The 16,367-nt window shown below is 35.1% G+C and carries 14 protein-coding genes and 4 pseudogenes; 10 read left to right on the forward strand and 8 right to left on the reverse strand.

Annotation, left to right across the window (positions count from 1 at the left end):
* Both ESZ54_RS09400 and ESZ54_RS09405 read right to left on the reverse strand, forming a co-directional pair.
* Positions 1 to 1,063 (reverse strand): hypothetical protein (locus tag ESZ54_RS09400; protein WP_162615151.1); only part of this gene is annotated, 1,063 nt, incomplete at its 3' end.
* An 8-nt stretch (positions 1,064 to 1,071) separates the two neighbouring features.
* Complete coding sequence (locus ESZ54_RS09405) at positions 1,072 to 1,830, reverse strand: exodeoxyribonuclease III (RefSeq protein WP_136137424.1); 759 nt, start codon at positions 1,828 to 1,830, stop codon at positions 1,072 to 1,074.
* Positions 1,831 to 2,057: 227 nt separating this feature from the next.
* Between ESZ54_RS09405 and murB the strand changes: the two genes are divergently transcribed.
* On the forward strand, positions 2,058 to 2,963 hold the full coding sequence (gene murB, locus ESZ54_RS09410) for a UDP-N-acetylmuramate dehydrogenase (protein WP_136137425.1): 906 nt from the start codon (positions 2,058 to 2,060) through the stop codon (positions 2,961 to 2,963).
* Between the two features lie 56 nt (positions 2,964 to 3,019).
* Here the strand turns inward: murB and ESZ54_RS09415 are convergent, their stop codons facing one another.
* Positions 3,020 to 3,619, reverse strand: a complete 600-nt coding sequence (locus tag ESZ54_RS09415; protein ID WP_136137426.1) for a class I SAM-dependent methyltransferase — start codon at positions 3,617 to 3,619, stop codon at positions 3,020 to 3,022.
* A gap of 727 nt (positions 3,620 to 4,346) precedes the next feature.
* Between ESZ54_RS09415 and ESZ54_RS09420 the strand changes: the two genes are divergently transcribed.
* The 4 genes and pseudogenes from ESZ54_RS09420 (at position 4,347) to ESZ54_RS09435 (ending at position 5,950) form a co-directional block, all read left to right on the forward strand.
* Positions 4,347 to 4,934 carry a TetR/AcrR family transcriptional regulator gene (locus ESZ54_RS09420; RefSeq protein ID WP_136137427.1) on the forward strand — a complete coding sequence of 196 codons (588 nt, stop codon included), beginning with the start codon at positions 4,347 to 4,349 and terminating at the stop codon, positions 4,932 to 4,934.
* Between the two features lie 2 nt (positions 4,935 to 4,936).
* Positions 4,937 to 5,116 carry a hypothetical protein gene (locus ESZ54_RS09425; RefSeq protein WP_136137428.1) on the forward strand — a complete coding sequence of 60 codons (180 nt, stop codon included), beginning with the start codon at positions 4,937 to 4,939 and terminating at the stop codon, positions 5,114 to 5,116.
* A gap of 43 nt (positions 5,117 to 5,159) precedes the next feature.
* Entirely contained in the window at positions 5,160 to 5,402 is a 243-nt protein-coding gene (locus tag ESZ54_RS09430; RefSeq protein WP_136137429.1) for a hypothetical protein, read from the forward strand.
* 180 nt (positions 5,403 to 5,582) lie between these two features.
* Positions 5,583 to 5,950 (forward strand): annotated as a pseudogene (locus tag ESZ54_RS09435) (YjdF family protein).
* 124 nt (positions 5,951 to 6,074) lie between these two features.
* On the opposite strand, the gene ESZ54_RS09445 reads toward ESZ54_RS09435, so the two are convergent.
* The 3 genes and pseudogenes from ESZ54_RS09445 to ESZ54_RS09450 form a co-directional block, all read right to left on the reverse strand.
* Entirely contained in the window at positions 6,075 to 7,283 is a 1,209-nt protein-coding gene (locus ESZ54_RS09445; protein WP_136137431.1) for a chloride channel protein, read from the reverse strand.
* 198 nt (positions 7,284 to 7,481) lie between these two features.
* Positions 7,482 to 7,679, reverse strand: a pseudogene (locus tag ESZ54_RS12705) (NADPH:quinone reductase); the annotation flags it as partial.
* A gap of 2 nt (positions 7,680 to 7,681) precedes the next feature.
* Positions 7,682 to 8,468: pseudogene (locus ESZ54_RS09450) on the reverse strand (YhdH/YhfP family quinone oxidoreductase); the annotation flags it as partial.
* A 178-nt stretch (positions 8,469 to 8,646) separates the two neighbouring features.
* Here ESZ54_RS09450 and ESZ54_RS09455 point away from each other — a divergent pair.
* Genes ESZ54_RS09455 through ESZ54_RS09475 form a run of 5 tightly spaced genes read left to right on the forward strand, consistent with a single transcriptional unit; the run spans position 8,647 to position 13,010 of the window.
* A complete protein-coding gene (locus ESZ54_RS09455) occupies positions 8,647 to 9,189 on the forward strand; it encodes a helix-turn-helix domain-containing protein (protein ID WP_136137443.1) in 543 nt (180 codons plus the stop codon).
* 14 nt (positions 9,190 to 9,203) lie between these two features.
* Complete coding sequence (locus ESZ54_RS09460) at positions 9,204 to 10,292, forward strand: ABC transporter ATP-binding protein (RefSeq protein ID WP_136137433.1); 1,089 nt, start codon at positions 9,204 to 9,206, stop codon at positions 10,290 to 10,292.
* A gap of 14 nt (positions 10,293 to 10,306) precedes the next feature.
* The gene (locus tag ESZ54_RS09465) at positions 10,307 to 11,131 is read left to right on the forward strand and encodes an ABC transporter permease (RefSeq protein ID WP_136137434.1); all 825 of its coding nucleotides are present in this window, start codon (positions 10,307 to 10,309) and stop codon (positions 11,129 to 11,131) included.
* On the forward strand, positions 11,112 to 11,924 hold the full coding sequence (locus ESZ54_RS09470; RefSeq protein ID WP_136137435.1) for an ABC transporter permease: 813 nt from the start codon (positions 11,112 to 11,114) through the stop codon (positions 11,922 to 11,924). Before ESZ54_RS09465 ends, ESZ54_RS09470 begins: the two co-directional genes overlap by 20 nt.
* A gap of 12 nt (positions 11,925 to 11,936) precedes the next feature.
* Positions 11,937 to 13,010 (forward strand): ABC transporter substrate-binding protein, encoded by a 1,074-nt coding sequence (locus tag ESZ54_RS09475; protein ID WP_136137436.1) that lies wholly within the window; start codon positions 11,937 to 11,939, stop codon positions 13,008 to 13,010.
* Positions 13,011 to 13,065: 55 nt separating this feature from the next.
* Here ESZ54_RS09475 and ESZ54_RS09480 read toward each other — a convergent pair whose 3' ends face one another.
* Both ESZ54_RS09480 and ESZ54_RS12845 read right to left on the reverse strand, forming a co-directional pair.
* Complete coding sequence (locus tag ESZ54_RS09480) at positions 13,066 to 15,528, reverse strand: hypothetical protein (protein WP_136137437.1); 2,463 nt, start codon at positions 15,526 to 15,528, stop codon at positions 13,066 to 13,068.
* Positions 15,529 to 15,844: 316 nt separating this feature from the next.
* Positions 15,845 to 16,249, reverse strand: a pseudogene (locus ESZ54_RS12845) (VanZ family protein); the annotation flags it as partial.
* Positions 16,250 to 16,367: the final 118 nt, after the last annotated feature.

Genomic DNA, 16,367 nt, shown 5'->3' on the forward strand with positions numbered 1-16,367 from the left:
CAGCTTTCGTTGGACGTGGCTCCGGTTTCTTGCGACCTAAATCTTGTTTTGCCCATTTGTTTTCTTGTAAACTGTTGATTTGTGTATCAATCAAATAATCGAGATACTTAGAATCTTCCAATTGATCAATCGCCATTTTAGCACGTTTCGTTGGATCCACTTTAGTCTCTTTACGAGGTGCTGTTGGTTTAGGCGTTGGGCGTTTCGTTGGTGTTTCTTTTGCATCCGGTTTAGTTTTTGGTGCTGGTCGTTTTTCAACGTCCTCTTTATTTTCCTTACGCGGTTGAGCTGGTCCCGGACGATATTTACTTGGTTCGCCTTTTCCTTTTGGTTCGCCCTTACCTTTTCCTTTTGATGGACGCTCTTTTTCACCACGATAATTTGGTTGTCGTTTATTTTTACGACGTGATTTTTCATTCTCTTCTTTTTCAATTTTCTTTTTATACCAAACGTAGCCACCTGCTGATGCGCCTAAGACAATTACTATCCCAATTAAAGTCCATAAGCCAATCAAACTTCGCTTCGGTTCATCTTTCTTCCCAGGATCATATTTTTCTTCAGAAATCACTGTGTCTGATTCTTTTTCTTTTTTAGATTCTGTAGTTGACACTGCTGATGAGTCTTTAGTTTCTTCTTTTGAGGCGTTTGTTTCAGCTTGCTCGTCTTTTTTCTCACTACTTTGATTTGGTGGTGTCGTTGAAGCACTTTTATTATCTTCTTGTTTCTTATTGCTTGTCGACTCAATTGTATTCTTTTCGTAGTTATAACGAATATCCGTTGATTCATTGCCTTCAGCATCTAAAATAGTGATAACTGATACTTTTGTATCTTTTGGAACAGGAAATTCAAAATCTCCAGATTCAGAAGCAATCACTGAGCCCGCAACGTTATCTAAGAAGACATTTGCATGTGGCTTGGTTTTTCCCACGATTACTTTTTTATTTGCATCATACTTTAAATCTTTAATCAAAGGTGAGTCTTCAGCATGCGCAAGCCCTGCGCCACCCACTAACATTAATGAAAGACCTAAAATAAGTCCAAATGATTTGAGTTTTTTATTCATTAATTGCTTCACCCTCTCTCGATAATTAATTCAACTGGACAGTGGTCACTGCCAAAATAGTCACTTAAAATTTGTGCTGATTTCAAAGAATCTGTTAACGAATCAGAGACGCAAAAATAGTCAATCCGCCAACCAGCATTATTCTTACGAGCATTAAAACGATAGCTCCACCAAGAATATGCCCCTTCCAAATCAGGATAAAAGTAACGGAAGGTATCGACAAAACCTGCTTCTAAAAGCTGACTAAATTTTTCTCGCTCTTGCGGTGAAAAACCAGCATTTTTTTGATTGGTACGCCAATTTTTTAAATCAATATTTTGATGCGCAACATTCAAATCACCACATAATACAACAGGTTTTGTTTTTTCTAAGTCTTTAAGATAACTCAAAAAGTCTGTTTCCCATTCCATTCGATAATCCAAACGTTTTAATTCTGTCTGCGCATTTGGTGTATAACAATTTACAAGATAAAAATCTTGATATTCAGCTGTAATTACACGACCTTCTTGATCATGTTTTTCAATACCTATCCCATTTTGAACAGAAAGTGGTTCTGATTTACTAAAAACAGCTGTCCCAGAGTAGCCTTTCTTTTCAGCATAGTTCCAATATTGATGATAGCCAGGTAAATCTAACTCGATCTGACCAGCTTGTAGCTTGGTTTCTTGCAAACAGAAAACATCAGCATCGAGCGTATTAAATTGTGACATAAAATCTTTCTTTACAATGGCTCTCAGACCATTAACATTCCAAGATACGAGTTTCATTCCATTCACCTACTACTTATTTCACATTATCTTGATACTTTCACACTTACTATCTTACCATATAAAAAGAAAATAGTGAGACACTTTTATCTAATTCGTGGTAAAAATCGTCATTTTTCAAGTCAATTTTCGTCTAAAATTTAGTTTTCAAAACATCTTGTACTTTGTTGTGTTAAAATATGTTAGAATAAATTCGCTTAAAGATATCGAAAGGAAGGTTTTTTATCGTGAATCAAGAAGAAATTCGTCAAGTACTTGTTGACATTCCATTACGTTTTAACGAACCCCTATCCAATTATACTTATACAAAAACCGGTGGACCAGCCGATGTACTAATATTTCCAAAAACAAAAGAAGAAGTTCAAAAAGTCATCACATATTGCAACACTCATAATATCCCTTGGCTTTGTTTAGGTAATGCCAGTAATTTAATCGTGCGTGATGGCGGAATCAGAGGCTTTGTGATTAGCTTAGAAAAAATAAATCAGGTACAACTCGAAGAAAATAATCTTCTAACCGCTGGTGCAGGTGCAAAATTGATTGATGTTACCTATTTCGCACTTGACCATCGTTTATCTGGCTTAGAATTTGCTTGCGGTATACCAGGTAGTATTGGTGGCGCAGCATATATGAATGCAGGTGCATATGGTGGTGAGTTGGTTGACGCCTTTGAATCTTGTGATGTTGTCTTTCCTGATGGTACTTTCCAAACTTTAACTAAAAATGAGATGGATTTTAGTTACCGTCATAGTATTTTACAAGAAAATCATGCTGTTGTGATCTCCGTAACCTTCAATCTGACAACAGGCAATTTTGACACGATGAAAGCTAAAATGGATGAATTAACACATTTAAGAGAATCCAAGCAACCACTCGAATACCCATCGTGTGGTAGTGTCTTCAAAAGACCAGAAGGACATTTTACTGGCCAACTGATTCAAGAAGCTGGCCTACAAGGTAAATTTTGGGGCGGTGCCCAAATTTCTGAAAAACATGCCGGTTTTATTGTTAATATCAATCAAGCGACGGCAACTGATTACATTAACCTAATCAAATATATTCAAAAAACGATTCTCGAAAAATATGATGTTGTTTTAGAAACCGAAGTGCGCATCATTGGAGATGAAAAATAATAAAAAACTTAACAGAGTCATGACCACTGTTAAAATAATAGACGCCATAAAGAGTGTTATTTCTTTGTGACGTCTTCTTTTTTGCAAATTAATAATACTGAATCTTGATTTTCAGTAAGAATAATTTCTTCTCGCACGATTAAATGATGACGGGCAAAAATTGTCTGATATTCCGTTACCGACCACAAATGAAATTTCATTACTTTCATAAAGCAAGCCACAAAAAATCGTTTTAAGCGATTCTGGGTAAACATCGGGACAACTGCAAAAAAGTACCCTTCTGTTTTTAAAACACGATTCACTTCAGTCAACAGTTTATCAATATCTGGCACTATATGAAGTGTATTGACCGTTAAAACCGCATCAAATTCCTCAGCATGATAAGTTAGCTTCGTTCCATCTTGAACACTGAACGTTACATTTTCTACTGGTTTTCTTTCTTGTGCACGATGAATCATCTCAGGTGAAAAATCTGTTGCTTCGATTGCGCCACAATACTCAGCCAAATAAATTGCAATTTTGCCAGTTCCAGCTCCAATCTCAAGCAGAGAATCAGCTTGTTTGAGATTATTCTGTAGATTTTTTATTAATAATGAATTTACTGGTCCCCCACTATCAAAACTAGGAGCTACTTTATCCCAAAATTTAACATTCATGGTCTCCGCCCTCTCTAGGTTTCAAATTGAAAAACAATTAGAAATATGATTCCTGGAAGCACAATATTGCAGATAAAGAAGATAAAATTTAACCATAATTGACGTTTGTTGCCATTCAAACTATTTTTTACAATGCCCACGACAAAATATAATAGAATTATAATTGAAATCATTTTTAAAAATAACGTTTTAACATTTAAAAAACTTAAAACTGGTGAATATAGTACGATTAATACGTTGGTAATAGTCAGAACTATTTTCAAAGCCAAATCTTTAATGTTTATCTTACCTTCAATCTCCACAACAACGCACCCTTTACAAAAAAATTATTGTTTACATTCCGTTCATTAATTATTGCTATTATGATAACATAAAAGAAAAGGAGATGAATAGAATGAAGTACATGAATTACTGGTTTGATCAGGGTACCTCCTTAGAAATTACGATTTCCACACTTTTTTCATTTTCGTTTGGTGATGTTATTAATGATGTAGTGAGTCGCGCTTAACATTGATTATTTTCTTTTAACCACTTTTATTGGAATTGGAACGATTTGTTTAATTTGGATGATTGCTGGTTATCAAAAAATGTAAAAACAACAAAATCCACAATAACTTAGCTCAAATGAGCGATTGTGGATATTTTTTGCTTTTACGTGAATATAACTATTGAATTATTCATGAATATGTTTTATATTATATTCATATAATATGAAAGGAGTGTCACTATGACCAAAAGATTTTCTGATTTTGACCTTCAAGAACTAAGAATGAAACTTGAACAAGCCTGCGAAGAGAGTTGGCGTATAAGGGGATATAAACAGACAAATATTCCATTACTAACAAAAACTGTTGGTATTTCTTCTGGCGCCTTTTATTTAATTTATAAAAGAAAAGAAGATTTGTTTTTACAAGTTCTAAAAAACGTCCAAAAGAATCTACTTGATACCTGGTCCAACCATATCAAAGAAGCTGAAAATAAGCTTGAAGGTTTCAAATCTGGACTTAAATGGTTATTTATAGAATATCAAACGTATCCCAATCTCTACGATATGAACAGCTCGGAGTATGATTTATTCTTAGCCAAACTTCCTAAACGAGAAGTTACCTTACTAAAAGAAAATAGTATTGATATTTTTAGAGTTGTCATCAAAGAAAGCCAGCTAAAACTAAAATTACCCGAAGAAGAAGTCATCAACATTATTCATTCTATGCTGTTCTTATCACTTGTAGAACGTGGTTCTTTAACTGGTACCAAGCAGACTTTCGAATTTTTACTCACGCACACACTACATCACTTATTTGAGGAGGAATAAAAATGAATATTCAGAATTTTTTTAATTATACACTTTCACATTTTGAACCACATCTCGAGAATTTATCAATCGTTATGCTTATTTTTGCTGTTTGTTGGATTATTTTCGGGGTTTATTCATTAATCAGAAAAAAAACATTACGGAAAATGGATTACACTGGTTGGCGCTATGTTATTGATTAATCCTATCTTATTTTTTCTGAAATAAAAAATATTGGAGAAAAAAATGATACAAACTATAAACAAAACACTCACTCAATTTGGGGAAAAATTGAACATCAATGTTCAGTTACCAACACCATCAAAAAAACAGCTAAAGCAAACAAAAAAAATCAACACTTTAATTTCAGCAACCTGTATGACAACAGGTCTAATTCTAAACTCAAATATTTTGGTTGGCTTAAGCATCATAAGCGGTACTAGTATAATCGTTGTTCATTTAGAAGAAAAACATAATATGTCGATGTAAAAAGTTGAAAAATAATTAAATATAGTTTATTTTAATAGTGGAATAAAAAATCACATCTCGGTTAGTAGTCCGAGAACATTGTAAGTAACCTTCCCTCCCTGGGTCGTCCATTATTCTAATTTTTAAACTAAAGGGAGGAATAAATATGTCTTTGACAATTTATTTTAACCGTCAATATTGGTGTGGTTTGAGGATGAAAATAATCAGTGGGTCGTAAGAGAACATATTTTTGGTCCAAAACCAAAACATGAGGATGTGCTTCACTTTATTCATCACATTTTACCTAACTTATTACAAGAACAATGGTTAGCACAAAATGAATGTGATGAACAACGAACACCTCAAAAAAAAATCAGCCCCAAAAGAATGCAACGCATGATTAACAAAGAAAAGCAAAAAAGACGCTTTCTTCTAAATCACAAGATGCAATCCGATTACAACATGAAGCAAAAAAACAAATAGCAAAAAAGAACCGTAAAGAACGCTATTTGAAAGAGCAATTCGAAAAGAAACAAGCCAAAAAACGTGAAAAACACAAAGGACACTAAATATTGATAAAAGGGCCTGTGACATAGATATGTCACAGGTCCTTTTTACAAACTAAACGGTGTCACAGAAGTAGCTTCTTCGGAAATAATACGAAAATCACAAAAATAAAAGAGCTAATTTTTTCTAAAACCAACCTATCCTCTCTTGTTTCCCGTAAATTGATTGATTAAAATTACTATGATAAGCAAAACACATCACGACAAACATATAAGGAATCATCTCAAAACCAAAGACTTCCCCCACAATAATAAGTGGCGCAATTAATGTATTCGTTGCACTGCCAAAAACAGTAGCATAACCTAGTGCTGCTACAAACGGAATTGGTAAGCCAAAGACTGGCGCTAAGACTGTTCCTAAACTGCTTCCTATCGCAAATAGCGGCGTGACTTCGCCTCCTTGAAAACCAACTGATAATGTTAATACTGTAAGGACTAACTTCAAGATAAAGTCATAGGTATAGACCTTGCCCTCACCTAAAGATAAATAAATTAAGTTACTTCCTAGACCAGAATAACGTCCTTGATGAAAAATCAGTAATAACACGACTAAGAGCAATCCACCAAAAAAGATCCGACGATAGGTACTTGGAAACCACTGAGTCATTTGTTTTTTTCCATGACGCAACAACATCGTAAAACCATAACCAACTAAACCAAACACTAAACCTAAGAGTATTAATTTCATAAAAATTACAACAGAAAATGCTGGCCGCTCCACTACGAAGAAACTAAATTTTTCTAGACCGAGTGCTTGCGATACAAAATATGCTGTAAAAGAGGCAATACTTGCTGCTAGCAAGGTTTCGTAAGCTAGTTTTCCAACAACTAACACTTCCAAAGCAAAAAACGTCGCTGCAACAGGAACTTGAAAAAGCCCAGCAAACCCTGCTGCCATACCGGTCATTAAAGCAATCTGACTGAAATCTTCTGAGAATAATTTGAACATCTTAAAACGACTCAACCAGTTGGCAAATGTAGCACCGATTTGAACTGCAACGCCCTCTCGACCTGCACTCCCACCAAAAAGATGTGTTAACCAAGTACTCAGAGTAACCAACGGAATTAAACGTAGTGGAATTTTTTCTTCCCTACCTAACCCAACATCAAAAACTAACCCCATCCCTTGACGACTTGTTCCGCAAAACTTTGTATAAAGCCATTCAATGAGCAGTCCAGCAAATGGTAAAAAGAAAATTAGCGGTAAAAAGTAACTGCCCCGCCACTCACTCACGAGTAATAATCCTTTCCCAAAAACAACAGTCAGTGCGCCAACGACACTTCCGACCACGACACTAAATAAAAGAATCAACCCAATTTCTTTAAACTTTTTCATCTTGTCCTCCTAAAAAATAAAAACTCCTACAATCAAACTACACAAAGAGGCAGTCAATTGTAGAAGTCATTAGTTATTCACAATAACGTTTTTAACTTGCAGCACAAGTTATGGGAGACATTCATTCCCAACCTGTATTCATCTTAAGTTTATTTTAAAACTTTTTCTGTTTCATTTCAAGTTGATTTTTAAGAGACACTATTTCAACTTCACAATGGTCCGACCAACATGTTTTCCTGCGAGTAGAGCTGATGTTGTTTCTAGAACTTCCTCTAATTCAATTTCAGAAATATTTAATTGTACCAGTTGGTCATGATTAACATTTGACGCGATGCGTGACCAAAGCTCCAGTCTTGACGCCATCGACAGTTCAACTGAATCAACGCCTGTTAAGGANNTAAAGGGTAAAACGGTCGTATCAAATTTGATACCTGATGCGTTGCCACATAAGGCAATTGCACCTTGATAACCTAGTTGAGGCAACAACTCACCCACCATCTCGCCACCAATCGTATCAATCACAAAATCAAAACGTTGTTTATCTAAAACACGTCGTTTTTCTTGAATAATATCACGACTGAAAAGAACTTCAGCTGCGCCTAATTTAAGCAAATAATCAACCGAGTCTTTTTTTCTTGTGACTGCTGTAATATGTTGAAAGCCAAGTGCTTTCAGAAGGATAATTGCTAAACTACCAACACCACCAGTGGCACCCGTCACTAAAATACGATCGGTTGCCTGTTGAGCTAAACCCAATTTTTCTAATTTAGCAATTGCTGCCATTGCAGTTAAACCTGCCGTTCCAAAAATAGCTGCTTCTTTTAAGGATAAACCCTCTGGTAAAGGAACAACCCACTCACTCGGAACTCTCACACATTCACTCAAACCACCTGTGTGACTGACACCAACACGATAACCGGTCACAATCACCTCTTGGCCAACAGTGAGATGAGTCGCATTTGTTTCTAGAATAGTACCGACTACATCAATACCAGGGATCATTGGATATTGTCGTACAACACCACCATTTTTTTGCGTTGCCAAAGCATCTTTATAGTTAATTGAAGAATATGCTACCTCAATAATCGTATCACCAGGAGATAATTGTGTTAAAGTTTGTTCTTCGACCGCAACTTTTATCATCTCGCCTTTTTCTTTTAAGGTTATAGCTTTAAACTGTTCCATTTTCATCCGCTCCTCTTCTATCTCTATTATATTATAAGTGATTCCCATCCTTTTTTCATTGCATATTTTTTGATTATCTTGTATAATCGCGTTGATACTAAACAAGGTGTTTACTAATACTATACTTTAGTGCTTGTAAGTTTAGTCAGACTAACTTTTCAGAAATAAGGTGATGACCATCGACATTGGACAGAAAATAAAAAATTTAAGAATACAAAAACAATTAACACAAGAAGAACTAGGTGAACGCACCGACCTAAGTAAAGGCTACATCTCGCAGCTTGAGCGCAATTTAAGTTCGCCATCAATGGAAACGTTTTTTTCCATTTTAGAAGTACTTGGCGTCACACCAAAACAATTCTTTGATGAAAAAGAACAAATTCAACAAGTCATCTATACTGATAACGAACATACAATCTATTTCGATGATGAAAAAGGATATGGTGTCCGGTGGCTTGTTTCTGATTCAAATGAAAAAGAAATGGAACCCATTATTCTATCATTCGAAGGTCAAGGAGAGTACAAACTATTTGAGCCTTCTATGTCTGATACTTTTGCCTATGTTCTTGAAGGCGAAGCCTGTGTTGAAATTGGCAACGATCAATATATCGCAAAAGCTGGAGAAAGTATTTACTATCAAGCTTTAAAGCAACATCAAATAAAAAACTTATCAAAAAATAAATGTAGTCTATTACTCGTAGCTACAAATTCATATCTATAAAAAGGGGTGCCCATATGACACAACCAATTATTCGTTTTGAAAATGTCATTAAATCATTTGATGACAATGTTGTATTAAAAGAAGTTAATTTTGAAATAGAACAAGGAAAATTTTACACACTTTTAGGACCTTCCGGCTGTGGAAAGACAACGATTTTAAGATTAATTGCCGGTTTTTCAGAACCGACTGAAGGCAATATCTATTTTGAAAACAAAGTGATTAATCAAACGCCACCAAATAAAAGACGTGTCAATACAGTCTTTCAAGACTACGCTCTTTTTCCACATATGAATGTTTTTGATAATGTGGCCTTTGGCTTAAAAATCAAAAAAGTATCCTCATTGGATATTGAGAAAAAAGTGTTAGATGCATTGAAGATGGTCCAACTTTCTGGTTTTGAAGAACGAAAAATTAGCGAGATGTCTGGTGGCCAACGTCAACGTGTTGCGATTGCACGCGCACTCGTTAACGAACCTGAAGTATTACTTTTAGACGAACCACTTTCAGCACTCGATCTTAAATTACGAACAGCCATGCAAGCTGAATTACGCGAACTACAACAGCGTTTGGGCATTACTTTCATTTTTGTGACCCATGATCAAGAAGAAGCACTTGCCATGAGTGACGAAATATTCGTCATGAATGCCGGTAAAATTGAGCAAAGTGGCACGCCAGTTGATATCTATGACGAACCAATCAACCGTTTTGTTGCTGACTTTATTGGTGAAAGTAACATTGTTAAAGGCACCATGATTGAAGATTACTTAGTTAAGTTTGTTAATCATACTTTCGAATGTGTGGATGGCGGTATGCGTCCAAATGAACCCGTTGAAATTGTCATCCGTCCAGAAGATGTGAATATCGTACCTAAAGAACAAGGCAATCTTCAAGCTGTTGTTGAAACACAACTTTTCCGTGGCGTTCATTATGAAATTTTTTGTTTAGATGCCGATGGCAATGAATGGATGGTTCACTCTACAAGACCGTCTGAAGAAGGCCGTCATGTAGGCTTACAATTTGAACCAGGTAATATTCATGTGATGCGTTTCGGGGAATCGGAAGAAGATTTCGATGCGCGACTTGAAAGCTATGATGAAGATTAAGGAGGATTAGCACAATGACCACTACAAAGAAATTTTATAGTCTTCCCTATTTTTTATGGATTGCTTTATTTGTGATCGCACCTGTTTTATTAATCTTTTATCAATCATTTTTTGATCCTCATGGTGCTTTTACATTAGCAAACTACAAACAGTATTTTACTTCTGATACTTATTTAAAAATGACTTTCAATTCTGTTTTCTATGCATTTTTGATTACGCTGTTCACACTACTCATTAGTTATCCAACAGCCTATCTGCTCAATCAAACTAAGCATAAACAGTTATGGCTTATGTTAATTATCTTACCAACCTGGATTAACCTCTTGCTAAAAGCTTACGCCTTTATTGGTATTTTTGGTGCTGAAGGTGGGCTTAATAATTTTCTTGGCTTCTTTGGTTTAGGACCAAAACAAATTCTATTTACTGACTTTAGTTTTATTTTTGTGGCAACCTATATTGAAATTCCTTTTATGGTAATGCCAATTTTTAACGCCTTAGAAGAAATCAATCCTTCACTGATTTTTGCCTCTCGTGATTTAGGTGCAAATGCCTTTGAAACATTTCGCCGGGTGATTTTCCCCTTGTCATTACAAGGTGTTAAAAGTGGGGTTCAAGTCGTTTTCATCCCGTCACTTAGCTTATTCATGTTAACGCGCTTAATTGGTGGCAACCGCGTTATTACCTTGGGGACCGCGATTGAACAACATTTCCTTGTCACGCAAAACTGGGGCATGGGTTCAACCATTGGCGTCATTCTAATTATCGCCATGTTTATTATCATGCTCTTAACTGGTGAAAAACGTAAAGGAGGTAAACGACATGGCAAAAAGAAAGTTTAGATGGTCTAATCTGTACTTAATCTTGATTTTTATCTTACTCTACCTACCAATTTTTTATTTAATTTTTTACTCTTTTAATGCTGGTGGTAATATGAATCATTTTACGGGATTCACTTGGGAACATTATCATGCTGTTTTTGCCGATAAACGCCTGATTAAAATCGTGTCAGATACTTTTTTACTTGCCTTTCTATCCGCATTAATTTCAACGATTATTGGTACTTTTGGCGCGATGGGTATCTACTACACAAAAAAAAGAATGCTTCGAAATTCCATTCTAAGTTTAAACAATGTTTTAATGGTTTCTCCTGATGTTATTATTGGGGCAAGTTTCTTAATTCTCTTCACCCTTGTTGGTTTTAAATTAGGCTTTATCTCAGTTTTACTCTCGCATATTGCATTTAGTATCCCGATTGTGGTTTTAATGGTTTTACCAAAAATGCAGGAAATGAATGAATCCTTAATTGATGCAGCCAGAGACCTTGGTGCTAATCAGTGGCAGGTCTTACGCCAAATCATACTGCCTTACCTAACACCTGGTATTATCGCAGGTTACTTTATGGCATTTACTTATTCTTTAGATGATTTCGCTGTTACTTTCTTTGTGACTGGAAATGGTTTTAGTACCTTATCTGTTGAAATCTATTCACGCGCTCGCCAAGGCATTAGCTTAGAAATCAATGCGTTAAGCACGTTACTCTTCTTATTCTCAATGCTTTTAGTCGTCGGCTACTATTTTATTAGTCAAGACACTCATGGGAAAAAACACAAACAAAAAATTAGCAAATTATAGGGAGGAACCTTTATGAAAAAATTAAATTCATTGCTCTTCGGCATCATCCTTATCATTGCTTTGCTTGCTGTTTTTTCATTCCGACTTGAAAGAACACAGGGTTCGGCTGGAAAAAAAGTCCTCACCATATACAACTGGGGTGACTATATTGATCCAAAATTAATGAAAGAATTTGAAGAACAATCAGGCTATAAAATCATTTATGAAACTTTTGATTCTAACGAGGCGATGCTTACTAAGATTCAACAAGGTGGTACAGCTTATGACTTAGCAATTCCAAGTGAATACACCATTCAAAAAATGATCAAACAAGAGATGATCGTCAAGCTAGATCACACAAAAATTAAAGGCCTCGAAAATATTGATGCACGCTTTTTAGACCTACCATTTGATCCTAACAATGATTATTCAATCCCTTATTTTTGGGGAACATTAGGTATTGTCTATAATGATAAATTTGTTGAAAAGGGCAGTATCAAGCATTGGGATGATTTATGGAAACCCGAACTTAAAAACAATGTACTTTTATTTGACGGTGCACGCGAAGTAATCGGTTTAGGCTTAAATAGTAATGGTCATTCACTTAATAGTAAGGATATGTCCTTACTCAATCCAACGATTGACAAATTAAATCAACTCACACCGAATGTTAAAGCCATTGTTGCTGATGAAATCAAAATTTTTATGAGCAATAATGAAAGTGCCGCTGCTGTTACATTTTCTGGTGAAGCTGCCGGAATGATTGAAAACAATGAACATCTTCATTATGTTATTCCACCAGAAGGCTCCAATCTTTGGTTTGACAATATGGTCATTCCTAAAACAGTAAAAAATAAAGAAGGTGCCTACGATTTCATTAATTTTATGTTAGAACCTAAAAATGCGGCTAGAAATGCCGAATACATTGGTTACTCAACACCAAATAAAAAAGCAAAAGCAATCTTACCTAAAAAAATCGTCAATGATCCTCAATTTTATCCAAGTGATCAAGTGATTGAAAACCTTGAAGTCTATGATGATTTAGGAACAGAATACTTACAAATATATAATGATTTATTCCTTGAATTTAAAATGTATCGTAAATAAGAGATTAAAAATGAGCAACACATACGTATCCTTCACGTATATGTTGCTCATTTTTCTATGCATCAGGTTTATCTTCAAATGTCCACAAAAGATTTCCATAATATGTATCTGCTAGATTACCCGTTTTTTGGACCAAACTAAAGTGGTCAGCATCACTGTTCATCTCAAATCTAGCATATGGTACATCTTTCAACAATTCTTGTACACGCACCGCATTTTGATTGATAGGAATCATACGTTCCGATTTATTAAAGAATAATTGGCCTATAAATTTACGTTTCGTTTTATCTGCAACAATTTTATTCTCTTCTAAGGCAAGTTTTACCTCCGGCGTATTATCAGGGAAGGTATTTATAACCTCTAATAAAGTATCGGTATTTTTAACTTTATATGTGGTTGATTCTTGCGGGGTAATCGCTAATTTACCGAAATTTAAACTAGGGACTTTTTTCATTTCCATTTTTGGTTGATATTGATAAGTCACCTTAAAATCTTTATTAGGTGCAACCACCACTTGTTGATTATTAACGAGATAATTTTCTACAAAAAGATCAACATATCCCTCATAATTTAAGGTTAATTTCTTCGTTTCAAAGATTGACTTCAAATGCGTCTGAATATCTTCACCAATTCCCACCTCAACTTCAAACGTATTTGTAACTCGTTTAGGTGGTGATAACTGCGAATAAATAGCCTTTTGATCGACTTTATTAATTTGTTCTACTTTCATTTTTACCGTTCCGAGATAGTAAAATGTTACCCGACCTTCTGGTTTCACTTTCGTTGGCATCTCAAAAACATCACCTACTGTACTCTCCATATTCGAAAAACGGAAATTTGGTATGTTCTCTGGTTCGGTATTTATATAGGGTTCACCAACAAAATCATAACTGGCAGTTTCAGCTCGTAAAACAGCATTGTTTTTTTTATCTAAATGACGCACAAGAACTTTACCCACTTCCGGAATTGCCGTCAATGTATTTTTTTGCTGATGTTGAATATCTTTCGCTGTGGTTCCATCCGGATAGACTAAATCATAATTAAATGACACCTCAATATTATCTGCCACTTGATTTAAGTATTTAATCGTACGTTCATAAGCTTTAGTCTTATTATTAACTTTTATTGGAATTGAGACAGTTATATCATTAGTGACTGTATCTGAAATTGGAACTTCCAAGCCTTCTTTTGTCCATTGAGCGTTTACCGCTTGTTGATTGACTTTGATCTGTCCAAAATCAAAGACATCCTGTGTTAATCCTTCAAAACTATTAAGCCAATCAAGTAAAATAAATTGATTTTTTAAAATCATTTCCTTCCGATTTACCGTTAGATTACTCTCTAAAACAACCTCATTTTTACCAACTTTTTGAATTTTTGTTCCTTGGTCCAGCCATTTCGTTCCAAAAGTAATATCTGGATAATCCATTTCTAACCCCAAACCAAAAGTTCCTGGTCCTAAAGAAGTTGAGCCGTAATTTGATGCCGCTAAAACTTGTCCCGTCACTTTGGTTGTACCCAAAGGAATATATTTTGCACTTAAATTATTGTCGATAATAATATCTGACTCTAAAAATGCCGGATAGGGCTTTAATTCTGTTTTTCCAAAAAGTGCTCCATCCCGTGTATAGGTTTCGTTCATCGCATCTTTCGCGCGCTCACCTTTGTCGTAATTCGCTACTTGCTCTGGTTTGCCTGGAACAACTGATTTGAAAGTAAATTTCTCAGTAGAGTTAGGAAACTTAAGAAAACTTTCTGCTCCAGCTGTCACTACTAGAGTGCTATTACTCATTTCACCAGTCTTTTTAGCACCACGGAAACCCACTTCTCCCCCAACTGAAAGCGTTACAGGTTCACTTGCACTAATTGAACGTGGTAAACCAAAATAAGTCATCACAGTTCTTCGAATCGGATTACTCGGATGTTCCTCTACATATGAGATATTCCATACAGCATAACCATCATTATCACGAACTCGATTAGAACCTACGTCAAAATTATGAAATTCGTAAACACCTGCTCCTTGTGCATTCAAGAAATCTGTAATATCATAAGCACCTTGAGTGTTCCCTTGAAAGACACTACTAAATTTAAGCGTATCTCCTTTAGGACCCTTTAAATATGAATTTTGACCTACCTTCGGTGGGACATAATTCCCATTATTAACAAGTACATAAAAAATAGCCTTCTTCAATTTACCGCCTGATTTTGGAGCATAGGTCGCTGATGTAGCATTATTAGTCCGACTACCTATCATCGAATCAAAAAGATAATATTTATGTGGATTATTTCCACCTGGCGAAGCACCTGACTCAGGCATACTTCTCGCAACAACCTGATTATTCCCTAACGCACCTAAGGAATAACGTCCTGTTTCTGAAAAAACGGACGTACCAACAGTATTATTAACCGCAACATAATCTGGCTTACTTCGAATTGTTTCTTGACCATAAGTAGTTGTCATTGGAATCAAAAATAGGATGATTCCAAATATATACATTATCCATTTCTTTTTCATGAAAACCGCCTCGACTTAATTTTATTTTAATTCCCTTATATAAACATGTTAACACGAAAACTCTTTCTGTTCAATAATGCACAAAGAATAGACAGTAAATTCAAATATGCCATTTAATTATAATGATTATCATNNCATTCGACAACTTCCTCAATTTAAAATAAAAAAATAACCTCTTTTTGAAGGTTATTTTTGAAATCAAACTCAAAATTCATTTAATAATAGATGCACTAATTCATTATCTTAAAAATGTAGAAATCGTAAGAATAATTACTGTTAGTAGCGTGGCATAGCCCCCTGCATTAAGCAATAAANNAGCTAGCTTATAAGACAGATAACCCACTGATGCGCCAATCGAATTTAAAATAACATCGTCTATATCCGCACTTCCTAAAAAAGTAACCATCTGGAGCAGTTCAACACACGTAATACAAAAAACAAACCAAAAAACAAATTTCAGATAATTTGTTTTTCTAAACATTGGAATTAAGATTCCAAAAGGAATAAAAGCGGCATAATTCCCGAAATTAAAAAACCAAATACTAAATGTTTGAACCCCAATTGGTAGCCTCAAAGGAATCATCGTTGGTATATAGTTATAACGAAAACCAATCGAAGAACGATTGCCCGCGCGACCAAATCCAACAAACAAGAAAAATAAAACAAGTAATGTATATACAATAGTCAGCCCCACAATAAATCGTTGTTCCCTTTTAGTCATAACCTCACCCCTTCATTCTTAATTAACATTGACACGATTGTATTATAAAACCCACCAAGAAACAATAATTCTGAAGAAAACTTAAGAGACAAGGTGGTGGAGTGAGCAGTAAGATAAG

Origin of the sequence: Vagococcus silagei (assembly GCF_004795745.1) — a bacterium.
In the GTDB taxonomy this organism is placed as follows: Bacteria; Bacillota; Bacilli; order Lactobacillales; family Vagococcaceae; genus Vagococcus; species Vagococcus silagei.

Coding starts and splice junctions, on each gene's coding strand:
- ESZ54_RS09405 (WP_136137424.1), bottom strand. CDS start 1,830: ATGAAACTCGTATCTTGGAATGTTAATGGTCTGAGAGCCATTGTAAAG.
- ESZ54_RS09415 (WP_136137426.1), bottom strand. CDS start 3,619: ATGAATGTTAAATTTTGGGATAAAGTAGCTCCTAGTTTTGATAGTGGG.
- ESZ54_RS09420 (WP_136137427.1), top strand. CDS start 4,347: ATGACCAAAAGATTTTCTGATTTTGACCTTCAAGAACTAAGAATGAAA.
- ESZ54_RS09425 (WP_136137428.1), top strand. CDS start 4,937: ATGAATATTCAGAATTTTTTTAATTATACACTTTCACATTTTGAACCA.
- ESZ54_RS09430 (WP_136137429.1), top strand. CDS start 5,160: ATGATACAAACTATAAACAAAACACTCACTCAATTTGGGGAAAAATTG.
- ESZ54_RS09445 (WP_136137431.1), bottom strand. CDS start 7,283: ATGAAAAAGTTTAAAGAAATTGGGTTGATTCTTTTATTTAGTGTCGTG.
- ESZ54_RS09460 (WP_136137433.1), top strand. CDS start 9,204: ATGACACAACCAATTATTCGTTTTGAAAATGTCATTAAATCATTTGAT.
- ESZ54_RS09465 (WP_136137434.1), top strand. CDS start 10,307: ATGACCACTACAAAGAAATTTTATAGTCTTCCCTATTTTTTATGGATT.
- ESZ54_RS09470 (WP_136137435.1), top strand. CDS start 11,112: ATGGCAAAAAGAAAGTTTAGATGGTCTAATCTGTACTTAATCTTGATT.
- ESZ54_RS09475 (WP_136137436.1), top strand. CDS start 11,937: ATGAAAAAATTAAATTCATTGCTCTTCGGCATCATCCTTATCATTGCT.
- ESZ54_RS09480 (WP_136137437.1), bottom strand. CDS start 15,528: ATGAAAAAGAAATGGATAATGTATATATTTGGAATCATCCTATTTTTG.